The organism is Brevundimonas sp. KM4, from assembly GCF_000964075.1.
Classification (GTDB): domain Bacteria; phylum Pseudomonadota; class Alphaproteobacteria; order Caulobacterales; family Caulobacteraceae; genus Brevundimonas; species Brevundimonas huaxiensis.
Map to the genome: position 1 here is coordinate 1 of NZ_JZRG01000032.1, position 15,840 is coordinate 15,840.

General features: G+C 65.2%; 18 protein-coding genes and 1 tRNA gene. 9 read left to right on the forward strand and 10 right to left on the reverse strand.

Going from position 1 to position 15,840, the window contains the following annotated elements; all coding sequences use genetic code 11:
• Positions 1-619, forward strand: a 619-nt coding sequence (locus tag VH88_RS14090) for a recombinase family protein (RefSeq protein WP_231576698.1), incomplete at its 5' end; no start/stop codon positions are given.
• 1 nt (position 620) lies between these two features.
• Here the strand turns inward: VH88_RS14090 and VH88_RS14095 are convergent.
• Together VH88_RS14095 and VH88_RS14100 are read right to left on the reverse strand one after the other, a co-directional pair.
• Complete coding sequence (locus tag VH88_RS14095; RefSeq protein ID WP_197071099.1) at positions 621-836, reverse strand: hypothetical protein; 216 nt, start codon at positions 834-836, stop codon at positions 621-623.
• A 72-nt stretch (positions 837-908) separates the two neighbouring features.
• The gene (locus tag VH88_RS14100) at positions 909-1,187 is read right to left on the reverse strand and encodes a hypothetical protein (protein ID WP_045811806.1); all 279 of its coding nucleotides are present in this window, start codon (positions 1,185-1,187) and stop codon (positions 909-911) included.
• A gap of 448 nt (positions 1,188-1,635) precedes the next feature.
• Here VH88_RS14100 and VH88_RS16140 point away from each other — a divergent pair, with 448 nt between their 5' ends.
• Positions 1,636-2,016 carry a hypothetical protein gene (locus tag VH88_RS16140; RefSeq protein ID WP_156146864.1) on the forward strand — a complete coding sequence of 127 codons (381 nt, stop codon included), beginning with the start codon at positions 1,636-1,638 and terminating at the stop codon, positions 2,014-2,016.
• Positions 2,017-2,073: 57 nt separating this feature from the next.
• Here the strand turns inward: VH88_RS16140 and VH88_RS15455 are convergent, their stop codons facing one another.
• The 4 genes from VH88_RS15455 to VH88_RS14120 form a co-directional block, all read right to left on the reverse strand.
• Positions 2,074-3,555, reverse strand: a complete 1,482-nt coding sequence (locus tag VH88_RS15455; protein ID WP_369796294.1) for a DUF6538 domain-containing protein — start codon at positions 3,553-3,555, stop codon at positions 2,074-2,076.
• Positions 3,556-3,629: 74 nt separating this feature from the next.
• Positions 3,630-3,706 (reverse strand) — tRNA-Arg (locus VH88_RS14110).
• Between the two features lie 166 nt (positions 3,707-3,872).
• On the reverse strand, positions 3,873-4,670 hold the full coding sequence (locus VH88_RS14115; RefSeq protein WP_045811807.1) for an SDR family oxidoreductase: 798 nt from the start codon (positions 4,668-4,670) through the stop codon (positions 3,873-3,875).
• Entirely contained in the window at positions 4,667-4,972 is a 306-nt protein-coding gene (locus VH88_RS14120) for a 4a-hydroxytetrahydrobiopterin dehydratase (RefSeq protein WP_156146866.1), read from the reverse strand. Before VH88_RS14120 ends, VH88_RS14115 begins: the two co-directional genes overlap by 4 nt.
• 157 nt (positions 4,973-5,129) lie before the next feature.
• Between VH88_RS14120 and VH88_RS14125 the strand changes: the two genes are divergently transcribed.
• The 4 genes from VH88_RS14125 to VH88_RS14140 are packed head-to-tail and all read left to right on the forward strand — an operon-like array spanning position 5,130 to position 8,727.
• Complete coding sequence (locus VH88_RS14125) at positions 5,130-5,831, forward strand: Crp/Fnr family transcriptional regulator (RefSeq protein WP_045811808.1); 702 nt, start codon at positions 5,130-5,132, stop codon at positions 5,829-5,831.
• 51 nt (positions 5,832-5,882) lie between these two features.
• On the forward strand, positions 5,883-6,671 hold the full coding sequence (locus VH88_RS14130) for a class I SAM-dependent methyltransferase (protein WP_045811809.1): 789 nt from the start codon (positions 5,883-5,885) through the stop codon (positions 6,669-6,671).
• Positions 6,659-8,239, forward strand: coding sequence for a 2-polyprenylphenol 6-hydroxylase (gene ubiB / locus VH88_RS14135; RefSeq protein WP_045811810.1), 1,581 nt, complete (start codon positions 6,659-6,661; stop codon positions 8,237-8,239). The genes VH88_RS14130 and ubiB overlap by 13 nt, the downstream gene beginning before the upstream one ends.
• 14 nt (positions 8,240-8,253) lie before the next feature.
• Positions 8,254-8,727 carry a hypothetical protein gene (locus VH88_RS14140; RefSeq protein WP_045811811.1) on the forward strand — a complete coding sequence of 158 codons (474 nt, stop codon included), beginning with the start codon at positions 8,254-8,256 and terminating at the stop codon, positions 8,725-8,727.
• Positions 8,728-8,730: 3 nt separating this feature from the next.
• Here the strand turns inward: VH88_RS14140 and arfB are convergent, their stop codons facing one another.
• From arfB to VH88_RS14160, 4 genes are all read right to left on the reverse strand, one after another.
• Complete coding sequence (gene arfB, locus VH88_RS14145) at positions 8,731-9,135, reverse strand: alternative ribosome rescue aminoacyl-tRNA hydrolase ArfB (protein ID WP_045811812.1); 405 nt, start codon at positions 9,133-9,135, stop codon at positions 8,731-8,733.
• Positions 9,132-9,590 (reverse strand): YaiI/YqxD family protein, encoded by a 459-nt coding sequence (locus VH88_RS14150; RefSeq protein ID WP_045811813.1) that lies wholly within the window; start codon positions 9,588-9,590, stop codon positions 9,132-9,134. Before VH88_RS14150 ends, arfB begins: the two co-directional genes overlap by 4 nt.
• Positions 9,591-9,673: 83 nt before the next feature.
• The gene (locus tag VH88_RS14155) at positions 9,674-11,014 is read right to left on the reverse strand and encodes an amidohydrolase family protein (RefSeq protein ID WP_045811814.1); all 1,341 of its coding nucleotides are present in this window, start codon (positions 11,012-11,014) and stop codon (positions 9,674-9,676) included.
• Complete coding sequence (locus VH88_RS14160; RefSeq protein ID WP_045811815.1) at positions 11,014-12,492, reverse strand: amidohydrolase; 1,479 nt, start codon at positions 12,490-12,492, stop codon at positions 11,014-11,016. Before VH88_RS14160 ends, VH88_RS14155 begins: the two co-directional genes overlap by 1 nt.
• 136 nt (positions 12,493-12,628) lie before the next feature.
• Here VH88_RS14160 and trmB point away from each other — a divergent pair, with 136 nt between their 5' ends.
• The 3 genes from trmB to nusA all read left to right on the forward strand — a co-directional run bounded on the left by trmB (position 12,629) and on the right by nusA (position 15,825).
• Positions 12,629-13,345, forward strand: a complete 717-nt coding sequence (gene trmB / locus VH88_RS14165) for a tRNA (guanosine(46)-N7)-methyltransferase TrmB (protein ID WP_045811816.1) — start codon at positions 12,629-12,631, stop codon at positions 13,343-13,345.
• A gap of 147 nt (positions 13,346-13,492) precedes the next feature.
• Entirely contained in the window at positions 13,493-14,092 is a 600-nt protein-coding gene (gene rimP / locus VH88_RS14170) for a ribosome maturation factor RimP (protein ID WP_039247144.1), read from the forward strand.
• Positions 14,092-15,825 carry a transcription termination factor NusA gene (gene nusA / locus VH88_RS14175; protein WP_045811817.1) on the forward strand — a complete coding sequence of 578 codons (1,734 nt, stop codon included), beginning with the start codon at positions 14,092-14,094 and terminating at the stop codon, positions 15,823-15,825. Before rimP ends, nusA begins: the two co-directional genes overlap by 1 nt.
• Positions 15,826-15,840: the final 15 nt, after the last annotated feature.

The window sequence follows — 15,840 nt, forward strand, 5'->3', positions numbered from 1 at the left end:
CAAGCGCGTGGCCCTCTACTGTCGTGTGAGCACGGCCGATAAGAACCAGACCGTCGAGAACCAACTTCGTGATCTGCGAGCAGTCGTCCAGCGGCAGGACTGGGAGATCGTCGCCACCTTCCTCGACGAGGGCATCTCCGGCGCCAAGGGCCGGGACAAACGACCGGGCTTCGACAACCTGCTCAAGGGCGTGGCGCGCAAGGACTTCGATCTGATCGCGACCTTCTCGGTGTGCCGGATCGGACGATCCCTGCCCGACCTGATCCACTTCCTCGGCGACATCCAAGCCAAGGGCGTGGACCTCTACGTCCACACGCAGGGCCTCGACACCTCGACGCCTTCGGGCGCCATGATGTTCCAGATGCTCTCGGTCTTTAGCTCCTACGAAAGGGCCATGATCCGTGAGCGTATCCTCTCGGGCCTTCGTCGGACGACCAAGAAGAGCGGGCGCAAGCCCATGCCGCAGGACCGCGTAGAAGCGATCAGGAGGTCGTTGGAGGACGGTCAGGGCATCCGAGCAACCGCCCGCCTACATCGTGCCTCCACGACCACGGTGACGGCCATCTCGCGCACGCTGAAGACGGTTCAAGAAGACCGTCAGGAGTGCGTCGCCGGATGAGCTATTTGGTCGTAGAGGCCGATTTCTCCGCCTCAAAGGCTGTTCCCCGACGTTTGGCACGTCGAGAGAGCATGACGACAGAGTAGCCAACAATCGGCCCCATCACGAAGCCGACCGTCGTTGTGACGGCAACAAAGGAAATGACGACGACGGCGACAACTGCCCACTCTGCGATAGAGAAAGACAGAAGGCTTTGGCGGAAAGTCTCAAGCGTCATGGTGGCCCCCATGTGATCTGGCCACCAATGATACGCGAAAGCAAGCCGACGTAGCGTTAAATTCAACGGCTTTTAAGCCAAGGCCATCTTCGCGTTCACCTGATCCGCCTCGCGGCTGAACTGGAAGCGCACTTCGACGCCGCCATTGCCCAGCGGAAAATGTGGCCAGTTCGACGGTTCGATCCCGATGGCCATCACCGTGGCCTTCGCCCGCTCGGCCAGCACCTGCTGGGCCAAACCGCTCAACGTCAACTTCCCAACATCGTAGCCCGCGCTCGCCAGAACTTCGCCAAGGCGCCGTTCCTCCAAATCAACGTCAGACGCCGGGACGACATGATCCAGCTTCCACATGGCTAAACTTCCCCTCAACGCGACCTGCCGCGACCTGCTGACCATAGCGGTGGAAGATCGTCAGCAAAGGCGCGCGCCTGACGTCAGAGACGGTCGTGGAAGTCCGTTCGCCAGACGGATTCAATCGACCATGACTTGCTGATTATAGGGCCGCCGGGTGCCGACTAGATCGGTCGCAAGCGTCTGGTCGTCGCTGCCCAAAGCGTTGACGGGAATCGCTCATATCACGATGGCTGGACGCTTCAGATCGAGACCGCAGTCATGACCGACGTCCCACGCCACCCGAGGAATCCTGTCGGGTGCGCCAGCCTTCCAAACATCGTTGAAAACGCTGCGGAAATACCGTCCGCCGGACCGTCTTTCGACGATTGCTACACATCCTTGCTACATAATTCGACTGACGATCAGGGGCTAAAGCGTTCTGATCGTTGAGACCAAGGGAGCCCAGATGACCAAATTTCGTTGGAATGATCCCCCAAATGAACGCGATCCAGCCAACTACGATCCAGATCGCGATCCGAAGCTGATGTTCACTGGAAGGAAAGACGGCCACTCCATCACAGAACGCCAAACAATACTGAACAGAATAATCGAAATAGACGATTTGATAATAACCTACGAGGCCGAAGTTGAACCATACACGCCTGATCCCGGCTTTCTGATGGGAGATGACCTGAAACGATACGAAGAGCTAAATAATTTCGACCCCTCTTTTAGCAGCACTGGCGATGGAGGCACGCTGATTGCGAGGGAAGTTTCACGCCTAAAGGCGGAGCGACTGGAATTGATAGAACGCCTTGCTGCCTTCCCTCGGACCGATAGATTTTGAAGTGAGCGGCATGAAGTGCCCAAAACCTATCAGCAACACGCTGCGAGCATTTCCGCACTATCTCCGCATTGCGAGGTGCGACAGATCAAGACCGGGATAGCTTACGCGGTCGATGGCTTCTTTCAACGTCGCCATCCGGTAGCCGCTGCCATAGGCGTCAGAAACAGAAGTCCCGCCGCTCGCTGTCGTCCAGCCGCCTAACGCCAGTGCGATGTCACGGTCGATGCGCGCTTCACGGAGGGCGTCACGGAAGCCGTGCCGAAAGCTGTGAAAGCAGGTCTTTGGTGAATCTGCTCCCGTTTTGACGACGAAGCGGCGAAACCACGCAGAGAAGGTCGAAGACCTATACCCCGTGGCCCCCATCGCCACTTCGCCGAACAGCTTAATCTCGCCAGCGCGCTTTCGTTGGCGCACAAAATCCATGAACCCGAGATCGAGCAAGGTCGCGTGGACCGGCACGATGCGCTCGCTGGAGGCGGTCTTCAGTCGCTTGTCGGTCTGCTCGCCTTCCGACCTTTCGGTGATGACGAAGCAGTCCACCTCGTCGACCCGCCGGATGTCGGCTGCGTCCAATTGGCAGGCCTCGTTCAGACGTAGGCCACCAAAAAGCGACAAGAGGGGAATCCAGAACCGAGCGTTGCGGGGTTGCTCTGGGCCGGGCGTGGCGTAGCCGTGTCCGTCGTCGCGGCAGCCGGTGTAGAGAGGTGCCGAGAAAATCGCCTGCAACTGGGCTGGAGCGAATGGACGCCGCTTGTCCCGGCGAGCCACAGGGTCGGGAACGCGCAGGCCTTGCGCCGGATTGCGGTCGAGCATTTCCTCCTTCACCGCCCAGTTCAGCACCCCGCCGAGCTTGTTCAGGTAGGTGTTAATGTTGGAGGCGTTGATCAGGTCCGTGCGTCCTTCGGTCTTCGCTCGTTCTGCGATTTCGATGGGATCGAGCTTGGGGAACAACTTTGAGGCGTTGCGCGGCTGCCAACGCAGGACCTCGATCATCTCGCGGCATTGGCTACGGGTGATGCTTCGGACTGGCGTGTCCTTGCCGAGGATCGACAGCACGGTCCGCTTGGTCGTCTGGTAGGCCATGCGCGTAGTCGGCGACCAATCCCGCGTCGGATCATTCATGTAGGCATCGTAGAGGTCGTCGAGCGTGACGCCGGTCGGAGCTTCCGCTTCTGCGACTATCGGCGCCGCCACGACTGGCGCGCGTTCGTCAAATCTCTCCAACACGATCTTATCGATGGTCAGGCCGACCTTCGAACGCGCAACTTCGAACTCATGCTCGATCTGCGCGGCGACACGTAGGGCGCGACGCTTGGCCACCGTTGGGCTGTCCGTCCCCAACGATCTCCAGATTTCTTTCCTGCCGATAATACCCCGAAGGGCCTCGGGCACCCGCCGCCGGTAGTAGATGCGACCACCACCTCGTTCGACCAAATGCGTTCGAACATTGTGTAGCGGGTTTGTGTAGCAAGCCTTGCGCCACTTTCCTGAACGATCAGAACGCTTTAGCCCCTGATCGTCAGTCGAATTATGTAGCAAGGATGTGTAGCAATCGTCGAAAGACGATCCGGCGGACGGTATTTCCGCAGCGTTTTCAACGATGTTTGGAAGGCTGGCGCACCCGACAGGATTCGAACCTGTGACCTCTGCCTTCGGAGGGCAGCACTCTATCCAGCTGAGCTACGGGTGCGTCGACCGGCGCCACGCCGGAACAGGCCGCTTACAGCATGGCGCAAGCGGCCTCAATCCCGAATGCGCGACGCAAGCATGATGACGGCGCCGACCACTGCGTACAACGGCCTCAAGCAGCGCGAAGCGCGATAGGCTCAAAGGCAAAGCGATAGGGCGCTCGCGCCCTATTGCGCCGTCATGCCGCCGTCGATCTTGAACTCGGACCCCGTGACGAACTTGGATTCGTCGGACGCCAGATAGAGAACGCAATAGGCGACGTCGTCGGGTTCGCCGATCCGCTTCAGGGGGATGCCCCGCGCGAGGCGTTCGTGCGCCTTGTCCTCGTCCCCGCCCGCCATCGCGATGAAGGGATCCAGGATCGGCGTCTTGATGAAGACAGGGTGGACCGAGTTGCAGCGCACGTTCCATTCGGCCTTGGCGGCCTCGAGCGCCAGGGTCTTGGTGTACATCCAGACCGCCGCCTTGGTGGCGTTGTAGGCGCCCATGCCGGGGGCCGCCGCGAGCCCTGCGATCGAGGAGATGTTGATGATCGAGGCCGGGGCCGAGGCGCGCAGATGCGGCATGGCGTGTTTGGCCCCCAGCATGATGGAGCGCAGATTGATTTCGTACTGACGCTGCCAGTTCTCGATCGTGTCCTGTTCGACGAAGGCCAGCGGCCCGCCGACGCCGGCGTTGTTGACCAGCACCGACAGGCCGCCGAGATCGGCGACGGCGGCGGCGATCACGTCTTCCCATTCGGCCTCGCTGGCCACGTCGTGGGCATAGGCGAAGGCGGCGTCCGGAACTTCCGCATTGATGCGGCTCGCCAGGGCCTGAGCGCGAGCGGCGTCGATGTCGGTGACGGCGACGCGGGCGCCTTCGCGGGCCAGCATGAAGGCCATGGCTTCACCCAGACCGCCGGCTGCGCCGGTGATCAGGGCCGTCTTGCCGGCGACACGGCCGGGACGCGCGGCGTCGCTCACGACTTCACCCCCATGCCGGCGGCGGCGGCGTCAATGAAGCGGGCCAGGGTTACGTCCTTGTCCGTCACGCCATCGGCGTCGTGTGTGGTGAGCAGGATTTCGACACGATCATAGACATTCGACCATTCGGGATGGTGGTCCATCTTGTCAGCCATCAGGGCGACGCGGGTCATGAAGCCGAAGGCGGCGTTGAAATCCGCGAACTTCAGCGTCCGCGCGATGGCAGCGCGATCGCCGTCATGCGCGCGCCAGGCGGGCAAATCCTTCAGCGTTTCCGCTACGTCAAGCCGTGTGTCGATCATCGCGTTTCCTCTTTTTCTTTGGCGTAGGGCGCCGGATGGATCGCGGCAAGCGGCGAAGCCGGGGCGGATCCCGTCCAGGGAACCCATAGTCAAGCTTGTGCATTGATCGAGCAATGATCGTCGCTCCTCGGCGTCATTGGTCGCCAGCGGGGTTAGGATGGAAAATCTCTGGATCGCCGCCCTGGATGCGGCCGACCGCAAGCGGATCGAACCCCATTTGAAAGAGCGCGAGATCACACGCGGCCAGATGCTCTATGACGCCGGCGAGGCGGTCGATCAGGTCTGGTTTCCGATCAAGGGCGTGGTGTCGCTGATGACCATCCTGCCGGATGACAAGATGGTGGAGACCGCCGCCATCGGGCGCGAAGGCCTGATCGGCGTGACCTGCGGACCCTTCAATGCGCGCGCGGCCAGCCGCGCCATTTCCCAACGCGACGGGATCGCGGCCCATTGCTCGGCCGAGGTGTTCGGCGAGGCGCTGGAAGACAGCGAGACGCTGCGAACGGCCCTGTCGCGCTTTACCGAAGGCTTGATGGCGCAGGTGCAGCAGGCGGCCGCCTGCAATGCCCAGCACCGGCTGGACGAACGGTTGGCCCGTTGGCTGTTGATGCTTCATGACCGGGCCGAAGATGACCGGATCGATCTGACCCAGGCCGATATCGCCGGTATGCTGGGCGTGCGTCGCGCCACGGTGTCGGAGGTCGGCACGGTGCTGGAGCGCAAGTCGCTGATCCAGCGGGGTCGGGGCTGGGTCAAGGTGCTGGATCGCGACGGCCTGGAGGCGGCGTCGTGCGGCTGTTACGGCCTGATGCGCGACGTGATGAAGGATTTGAAACTGCCGCAGCCCGAAGCGGCCTGATCGGGTGTCTCATCGGATGACGGAGGCGCTGCGACGCGCTAGACGACGACTATGACCGACGCCTCCTCCTATGGCCCGCATTCGTCGGGTGATCGTTCTTCCTTCGGTTTTCGCGACGTGGATGCGCGCGAGAAGGTGAAGATGGTGCGCGGGGTCTTCGATTCCGTCGCCTCCAACTACGATGTGATGAACGACCTGATGAGCGTTGGCGTCCACCGCATCTGGAAGGACATCGCCGCCGCCAAGCTGAACCCGCGTCCGGGCGAGACCATTCTGGACGTCGCGGGCGGCACCGGCGACATGGCGCGGCGCTATTCCAAGATGGCGCGCGCGGCGCAGGAGCGGCGCGGCGGCCAGGACGCCAATGTCATCGTGCTGGACTACAACGCCGAGATGATCCTGGCGGGCGTCCAAAAAGGCGGCGAGCCGGAGATGCAGTGGAGCGTCGGCGACGCCATGAACCTGCCGCTGCCTGACGCCTCGGTCGACGCCTATTCGATCAGTTTCGGCATCCGCAACGTGGCCCATATCGACAAGGCCCTGGCCGAGGCGCGCCGGGTGCTGAAGCCGGGCGGCCGGTTCCTGTGCCTGGAGTTTTCGCGCCCCACGACCACGCCGATCCGCAAGGTCTATGACGCCTGGTCCTTCCACGCCATTCCGCGCATCGGCGGCTGGGTCGCCAAGGATCGTGACAGCTATCAGTATCTGGTCGAGAGCATCCGTCGCTTCCCCGATCAGAATACGTTCAAGGGCATGATCGAGGACGCCGGCTTCCGCCGCGTGTCCGTCACCAATCTGTCGGGCGGGATCGCCGCCATCCATCATGGGTGGGCGATCTGACCAGCCGGATCTATCGCACGGCCCCGCCGCCGCCCGCGACGGTCGCGGTCCAGAACCCGGTTGCGTCCTTCCTGCGCCTGCTGGGCTGGCTGTGGGTCCTGGCGCGTCATGACGCCCTGATTCCGGGGGAGGTCACGCCTCTTCTGCCGGCCTGGACGCGGCCGTTCGCCCGGTTCGTGCAACTCTTCTCCGGTCGCGCAGGGCGTCAGGGTCGGCCGGGCCAGAGGCTGGGCAAAGCGTTCGAGCATCTGGGCCCTGTGGCGATCAAACTGGGCCAGGTCCTGGCGACGCGCGCCGATATCTTCGGGCTGGAATTCGCGCGCGACCTTGGCCGATTGAAGGACGCCCTGCCGGCCTTTTCGCTGGAAGAGGCGCGGTGCGAGATCGAGAAGTCGCTGGGTCGTCCGGCCGAAAGTCTGTTCATCGACCTCAGTCCGCCGGTCGCCGCCGCCTCCTTGGCCCAGGCGCACCGCGCGACCCTGGCCGATGGGCGGGCCGTCGCGGTCAAGGTGCTGCGGCCAGGGGTTGAGCGGCGGGTCGCCAATGGCCTGGATTCGATGCGCCTGGCCGCGCGGCTGGTCTGGCGGCTCGTGCCGATGGCGCGGCGGCTTGAGCCGTCCGCCTTTGTGGAGACCATCGCTAACTCGCTGGATCTGGAGCTGGATATGCGGCTGGAGGCCGCCGCCGCCAGCGAGATGGCCGAGGTGCTGGCCAAGGACGGATATATGTCCGCCCCGGCCGTGATCTGGGACGGGGTGGGCAAGCGCGTGCTGACGCTGGAGTGGGCGCAAGGCGTGCCCATGACGGATCCGGCGCTTACGGACCTGCCGGGCATCGACACGGATCAGCTGGCCGACAATGTCGTGCGCGCCTTCCTGGTCCAGGCGTTGGACCACGGGGTGTTTCACGCCGATCTGCACGAGGGCAATCTGTTCGCCAGCGCGCCGGCCCATCTGACCGCAATCGACTTCGGCATCGTCGGGCGGCTGGGACCGGCCGAGCGGCGCTATCTGGCCGAGATCCTGTGGGGCTTCATCAGCCGCGACTACGACCGGATTTCGCGCGTGCATTTCGAAGCCGGCTACGTCCCGCCGCACCATTCGGTCGAAACCTTCGCCCAGGCGCTGCGCGCGGTCGGCGAACCGGTGATCGGCCGCGCCGCCAGCCAGGTGTCGATGGGCCGTCTGCTGGGCCAGCTGTTCGAGATCACCGCCCTGTTCGACATGCGGCTTCGGCCAGAACTTATCCTGCTGCAAAAGACCATGGTCTCGGTCGAGGGCGTGGCGCGCCGGCTGCAACCCGATCACGATCTGTGGAAGGCCGCTCAGCCGGTGCTCGAACGCTGGATCCGCCGCGAGCTGGGACCGCAGGCCCAGGCGCGTGATGCGATCAACGAAATGATCGCCGCCGCCCGCGCCATCTCGCGCCTGGTTCAGGAGCCGCCGCGCCCGGCGGCGGTGGTCATCGAAAAGTCGGGAACTCCGGCTTGGGTGACGGCTTCAGTCACGGTCGCGGTCATCGCGGCCCTGGCGGCCCTGGGCCTTTCGCTCTGGCCCTATCTGACCTGACCGGAGCTTTCGCTATGAAGCCGACCCTGATGAAGACCGCTATTGCAGCCGCCGCGCTGCTGGCGCCCATGCCCGCCTTGGCCCAGGCCGCCGCTGGCGCTGTGCCGAACGCCTTCGACCGCCCGGCTCAAACCGCAGCGCCTCAAGCCCGATCCGCCGCTGCGCCCGCAACGGCGTCAGCCGCCCAGGCTCCCGACATCGCCCGTTCGGAGGAGGCGCTGCGCGCCGTGATCGCCAGCGCCCAGGGGACCGGCTTCGACTATTCGGATTTCACGACGGGTCTCGGAACCCAGATCCGTCAGCAGGAGGCCCAGGTGGTCCCGCTGATAAAGGGCTTCGGCGCTGTGAAGACGGTCGAATACGTCAAGCAGGAAGGCGAGGCTCAGATGTTCAAGGTGACCTTCGACAATCAGGTCACCGAATGGCTGATCGGCTTCGACGCCGAGGACAAGATCGCCGCCCTGCTGTTCCGCCCGGCCCAGAGCTGATCGTCAGTCCAGCGACGGCTTGCCGCGCCCCGACTTGATCGAGGCGCGGGTCGTCTTGGCCTTGAGGCGGCGTTCCTTCGACGCCTTGGTCGGGCGTGTCGGCACGCGATAGACGGGACGGATCGAGGCCTCGTCCACCATGGCCTGAAGCCGTTCGATGGCGTCGGCGCGATTGCGCTCCTGGGTGCGATGACGCACGGCGGTGATCAGGATCACCCCTTCCAGCGTCAGCCGGCTGCCGGCCAGCTTCATCAGCCGCGCCTTGACCGGATCCGTCAGCGACGGCGAGTTCTTCACATCGAACCGCATCTGAACGGCGGTCGAGACCTTGTTGACGTTCTGTCCGCCCGGACCGCCCGCGCGGTAGAAGTGAAACTCCAGCTCGTCCTCGGGGATGAAGGTGGTCATGTCGCCGCCTTGCGCGCCTTGACCACAGCCTGATCCAAAGCCTGCAAGAAACGCGAACGATCGGCGGCCGAAAACGGCGGCGGGCCGGAGGTCGCCACGCCCATCGACCGCAGATGCTCGCCCACCATCCGTCCCGCCAGGGCCGAGCCGATGGAGTCCGGGGTGAAGGGCTGTCCGTTCGACTTCAGCGCTTGGGCGCCCGACTTCAGACAGCGGTCGGCCAGAGGAATGTCGGCAGTGATCACCACATCGCCCACGGTCGCCCGCTCGGCGATCCAGTCGTCGGCGATGTCGGGGCCGGCGTCCACCACCACCTGTTCGATCAGCGCCTCGCGCGGAACCTGCATCCAGGTGTTGGACACGACATAGGTCTTGAGCCCATAGCGGCGCGCGACGCGATACACCTCTTCCTTCACGGGACAGGCGTCGGCGTCGATGTAAAGTACGGTGGGCATGGGCCTGACCTAGCGCGGACGCGGCCAATGAAAAAGGGCGGGACCGTCCGGCCCCGCCCTTTGCCTTCAGACCAAAGCGGTCCTCAGTTGCGATAGGCCGGCGGCATCGGCGTCTGCTGGCGATAGCGGTCGCGCAGCATCAGCGGGCGGCTGGTCAGGGGCTGTTCGACGCCATCGACGAAGACGGCCGACGGTTGGCTGAGCGGCTCCAGCGGATCGCCAGACCAGACCACCACGTCACCCGCTGCGCCCGGCGCGATCTGGCCGAACTGACCGGCCATGCCGAAGATCCTGGCCGGATTGACCGTCAGGGCGGCGATGGCGGCGCCGTAGGGCAGGCCGTGCGACACGGCGTTGCCGGCGTTGTAACGGGCCTCGCGGGCGCGGTGGGTCGAACCCTCATTGCCCTTGATGGCGATCAAGACACCCGCCGCATTCAGGGCCGCCGCATTCTCGGCCCGCGCCGCCCGCATCTCGAAATCGCTGGGCAGGTTGGAGATGGGGTTCAGCAGCACCGGCACGCCGGCCGCGGCGATGTCTCCGGCGACCAGCCAGCCCTCCTCGGCGCCGTCCAGAATCAGCTTGATCCCTTCTTCGCGCGCCAGGCGCAGCACCTGCTGAATGTCCGAGGCGCGGTGGACGGTCACGATCAGCGGCATCGTACCGTTGGCGACGGGAATTAAGGCCTCAAGATCGGCGCGCGACAGGCTGAGGTCACGTAGGCCCGCCCGCTCATAGGCCGACTTGTTGCGGGCATAGAGGCGGACCTCCGACAGCGTCTCCTTGAACAGCACGAACTGCGCCCCGCGCGCCCCGCCGGCGATGCCGGCGCCCGCTTCACCGAAGGGGGCGACCATGGCCACGCGCGGCTTGACCAGAATATTCGAGCCCTGGCCGAGGTTGATGATCGCCGCCTGACCTGCGAACAGGCCCGGCGTCTGATAGCCGCCATCGCCGGCGCCGGCCGTCTCGTCCTCATGGACGTGGCCGCCGGACGAGCCGGGGTGCTGTGGCACGACGATGGCGCGGGTGATGCCGCCCAACCGCGCGACCGGCAGGGTGAAGGACCAGGGGTCCAGGCCGTACGAGATGTCGAAGGCGGCGCTGAGCGTATTGGCGCTGTTGCGCAGTTCGTTGGTGCCGCTGACCGAACTGACCTCTGTCCCGGCCAGGCCGGAATCCACGGCGACGAAACCGGGCGCGACCGTCTTGCCCGCCGCGTCGACGACGCGGGCGCCGGGCGGCGCGCCGCCTGAGCCCACCGAGACGATCTTGCCGTCGCGCATCACGACCGTGCCGTTTTCGATGACGGAGTCGCCGGTCAGGATGCGCCCGCCGACAATGGCGACGGTTTCTTGCGCCATCGCAGGAACGGCGAGAGACAAGGCCGCGGCGGCGCCCGCGAGGATGTGAGACAGGCGCATCAGCGGGCTCCTTCCGTGACGTTGGCGGCGGTCAGGCCATAGCCCGGCTGACCCAGTTCGAAGTCGCTGGTCGGCTGATAGGCGGGGTTGCTGCGATCAAAGGTCAGGGCGCCGTCGATGAAGACCTGATCGGCGCGGGCGTAGATCGAGAAGGGATCGGCGCTCCAGATCACCACGTCGGCGCGCTTGCCGGGCTCCAACGACCCAGTCTGGTCGGCGATGCCGATGGCCTTGGCGGCGTTGGAGGTGATCCAGCCGATGGCGTGTTCTTCGGAAATGTTCAGCCCGGCGCGGCGACCGGCCGACAGGGCGGCGGCCGCTTCCTGGTTCAACCGCTGGGTCAGTTCGGCGTCGTCGGAGTGGATGACGGCGCACGATCCCTGCTGGGCGTCCACAAGGGCAGCGTTCTCCTCGATGGCGTCAAGGGCCTCCATCTTGAAGCCCCACCAGCCGGTCCACATGGCCGCACAGATGCCGTTGGCGGCCAGTTGCGGCGCCAGTTTGTAGGCCTCGGTCGCGTGGTGGAAGGTCGTGATGCGGTAGCCGAACTCCTTGGCCATATCCATCATCAGCGCCATCTCGTCGGCGCGGTAGCAGTGGTTCTGGATCAGGATCGACCCGTCCAGCACGCCCATCAGGGTTTCGTTCTGCAGGTTGCGAGTCGGGGCGGCGCCTTCGCCGTCCTCGCGCCACTTGTCCCATTTGGCCTTGTAGTCGCGCGCGGCGATGAAGGCGGCGCGATAGCCGGCCATATTGCCCATGCCCGTCGCCGGGCTCTGGTTGCGCCCGCCATAGACGCGCGACGGGTTCTCGCCGCAGGCCATCTTGACCGTATAGGGGGCGGCCGGGAACTTTAGGCCCTGCATGGTGATCGAGGGCACGTTGCGGATCGTGACGCCCCTGCCGCCGAACAGATTGGCCGAGCCGGGCAGGATGTGAAGCGTGGTCACGCCGCCGGCGCGGGCGGTGTTGAAACCGGGGTCCTGGGGCCACAGCGAATGTTCGGCCCAGACCTGGGCGGTGTTCGGGCTGGTCGCCTCGTTGCCGTCGCTCATGCCGCTGACGCCGGGCGACGGATAGACGCCCAGGTGGCTGTGCACGTCGATGACGCCGGGGGTGACATAGCGGCCGCGCGCCTCGACGACGCGATAGCCGGCCGGGACGGGGGTCGAGGCGTCGCCGACGGCGGCGATCTTTCCGTCCGTAACCACGACCACGCCGTTTTCGATCTTGCGATCCGTGCCGGTCAGGACGGTGGCGCCGACCACGGCGAAGTTCTCGCGCGGCAGGGGCTGATAGGTGGAGGGATAGGGATCCAGCGTCTTCGCGGGATCCAGGCCGGCGGCCAAGGTCCGGTCCCTCGACGGTTTCGCGGCCGTATCGTCAGGGGTCGAGCCGGTGGTGGCGCAGGCCGACAGGCCCAGCACGGCGCATGTAATGGCCGCGAGGCTGGCGCCCCGCAGATGATGTCCGATCATCGAAATCCCTCTCCCGCGATGCGTCAGCCCCGACGCCGCTTGTGACAGGCATAGAAGGGCGTTCGGCCGCGACCGTCAAAAGGTTTCGGCGTTCGTCTTCTGGACGCCTTGGCCCGCGACGGCTAACGGCAGGCGCATGAACGCCGATGACCGTCCTGAGGACGAAAACCCGCATCTCGACCGCCCGCTGCGATCGTTCGGCCGCATCAAGGCCCGCCCCATCAAGCCCCGCCAGGCGGCGCTGATGGAAACCCTGCTGCCCGAGATCGTCGTGCCCGATCCCAAGGCCGGGCCGCTGGACCCCAGGACGATGATGCCCGAGGCGACCGAGGTCTGGCTGGAGATCGGCTTCGGCGGCGGCGAGCATATGGCCGCCCAGGCGGCGACGCGGCCCGACGCCCTGGTGATCGGCTGCGAGCCCTTCCTGAACGGCGTCGCCTCGGCTCTGCGCCATGTCGAAGAGGGCGGACTGAAGAACGTCCGCATCCACGCTGACGACGCCCGCGACCTGGTCGACGCCCTGCCGGACGCCTCGATCGACCGGGTTCTGATCCTGTTCCCCGACCCCTGGCACAAGGCGCGCCATAACAAGCGCCGCCTGCTGCAGGACGAGACGGCCCAGGCCTTCGCGCGCATTCTGAAGCCCGGCGGGACCCTGCGCTTCGTCACTGACTGGCTGGACTACGCCGAATGGGCGTTGGAGCGGCTGAACCGCACGCCGGGTCTGGAGCGAATGGGTCCGGCCGATCAGGACTGGTTCGTTCCACCGGCAGACCACGTCGTCACCCGTTACGAAGAAAAGAAGCTGGGCGACACGACGCCTGTGTTTCTGGAGTTCCGCCGCCTAGCGTGAGGCGGCAGACGCGGCGTGGACCGAAAAAGGCTGACAAGCGGATGTGAAGGGCCTATATGGCCCCCACATCGTTAGACCGGCGTCCAACGGCGTCGTTCCCAGCGGCGGCCCGGACGGACCGCCGCTTTTGTTTTGGATAGTCGTCGCTTGCGCGCAAGAACCGCCCAGGATCGCCAACTGCTGGACCTGATCGACCCCATCGCGGAGTCATTGGGCCTGGATGTCGTGCGCGTTCGTCTGATGACCGGCTCCAAGCGTCAGCGCCTCCAGATCATGGCTGAGCGGCCGTCCGATCACGACATCTCGGTCGAACAATGCGCCAAGTTGAGCCGCGCGGTGTCGGAAGTGTTCGACGCCGCCGACCCCATCCCCGGCGAATATATGCTGGAGGTTTCGTCGCCCGGCATCGACCGGCCCCTGACCCGTCCCATCGACTTCGACCTGTTCGAGGGCGAGGAGGCGCGTCTGGAAACCGACCGGATGATCGAGGGCCGCAAGCGGTTCAAGGGCGTGCTGGCCGGCTATGAGGACGGCAACGTCCTGATCGACCTGGACGGTGAGGACGACACCGCCCTAATCCCCTTCGACTGGTTGGCCGACGCGAAGCTGGTCCTGACCGACGCCCTGATGAAACGGGGCGCCGCCATTCGCGCCGCGCGCGGCGAACCTGAAGACGACGGCCTTCCCGAAGGGGAAGCGTCCGACCTGACAACCGACACCACGACCCCTTCTGAGGACAACGCCTGATGGCCGTCACCGGTATTTCCGCCAACCGCCTCGAACTGCTGCAGATCGCCGACGCCGTCGCTCGCGAGAAGAACATCGAGCGCGAGATCGTTATCGAAGCGATCGAAGAAGCGATCCAGAAGGGCGCCAAGTCGCGCTACGGCGCGCACCACGACATCCGCGCCAAGATCGACCACAAGACCGGCGAACTATCGCTGACCCGTCACGTCACCATCGTCGAGGACGACTGGATGCCGGAAGACGAGCTGGAGGAATTCAACGACAGCGCCATGGTGCGCCTGAAGGACGCCTCCAAGCGCGATCCGGAGGCGGTGGTCGGCAAGGAATACGTCGAGAACCTGCCGCCGTTCGAGTTCGGTCGCGTTCAGACCCAGATGGCCCGCCAGGTCGTGACCGGCAAGGTCCGCGAGGCTGAGCGCGCCAACCAGTACGAAGAGTTCAAGGATCGCGTCGGCGAGATCGTCAACGGCACGGTCAAGCGCGTCGAATACGGCAACACCATCGTCGACCTGGGCCGGGGCGAAGGCGTTATGCGCCGCGATCAGTCCATCCCGCGCGAAGTGTTCAATATCGGCGACCGCATCCGGACCTACATCTACGACGTCCGCCCCGAGGCCAAAGGCCCGCAGGTCATGCTGTCGCGCGCCCACCCCGGCTTCATGGCCAAGCTGTTCGCCCAGGAAGTGCCTGAAGTTTATGACGGCGTGATCGAGATTCGCGCCGCCGCCCGTGACTCGGGTTCGCGCGCCAAGATGGCCGTCCTGTCGAACGACAGCTCCATCGACCCCGTCGGCGCTTGCGTCGGTATGCGCGGCTCGCGCGTTCAGGCGGTCGTCGCCGAACTGCAGGGCGAGAAGATCGACATCATCCAGTGGAATCCGGACGAGCCGACCTTCATCGTCAACGCCCTGGCTCCTGCCGAAGTCTCCAAGGTCGTGCTCGACGAAGAAGCCGGCCGCGTCGAAGTGGTCGTGCCGGACGAGCAGCTGTCGCTGGCCATCGGCCGTCGCGGCCAGAACGTGCGTCTGGCCAGCCAGCTGACCGGCTGGCAGATCGACATCATCACCGAAAGCCAGGACTCCGAGCGTCGTCAGCGCGAGTTCGCCGAGCGCACCGGCCTGTTCCAGGAAGCCCTGGACGTCGACGAAGTCATCGCCCAGCTGCTGGTCACCGAAGGCTTCGCCACGGTCGAGGACCTGGCCTATGTCGACGCTTACGAAGTCTCGGAAATCGAAGGCTTCGACGAAGAGACCGCCGAAGAGCTTCAGGCCCGCGCCCGCGAATATCTGGATAAGAAGGCCGCCGAGCTGGACGCCAAGCGCGTCGAACTGGGCGTCGAGGACGGCGTGCTTCAGGTGCCGGGCGTGACGCTGGCCATGGCCGTCGCCCTGGGCGAAGGCGGCGTGAAGACGGTCGAGGATCTGGCCGACCTGGCCACCGACGAAATCCGCGGCGGCTATGAGGTCAAGAACGGCGAGCGGGTGAAGGTCCCCGGCGTTCTGGAAAGCTTCAACCTGGCCCAGGAAGACGCCGAGCTGCTGATCCTGCAGGCGCGCGTCGCCGCCGGCTGGATCGACGCTTCGGAACTGCAGCAGCCCGAGCCGGAAGACTACGAAGAAGAGGGCGATTACGCCGAGGGCGAATACGATCCGGACCAGGTGTTCGGCGACGCGCCTGCCGAAGACGACGCGGCCGAGGGCGAAGAGTCCGACGCCGAACCGTCGGACGCGTGATGGGAGACCTGGCCA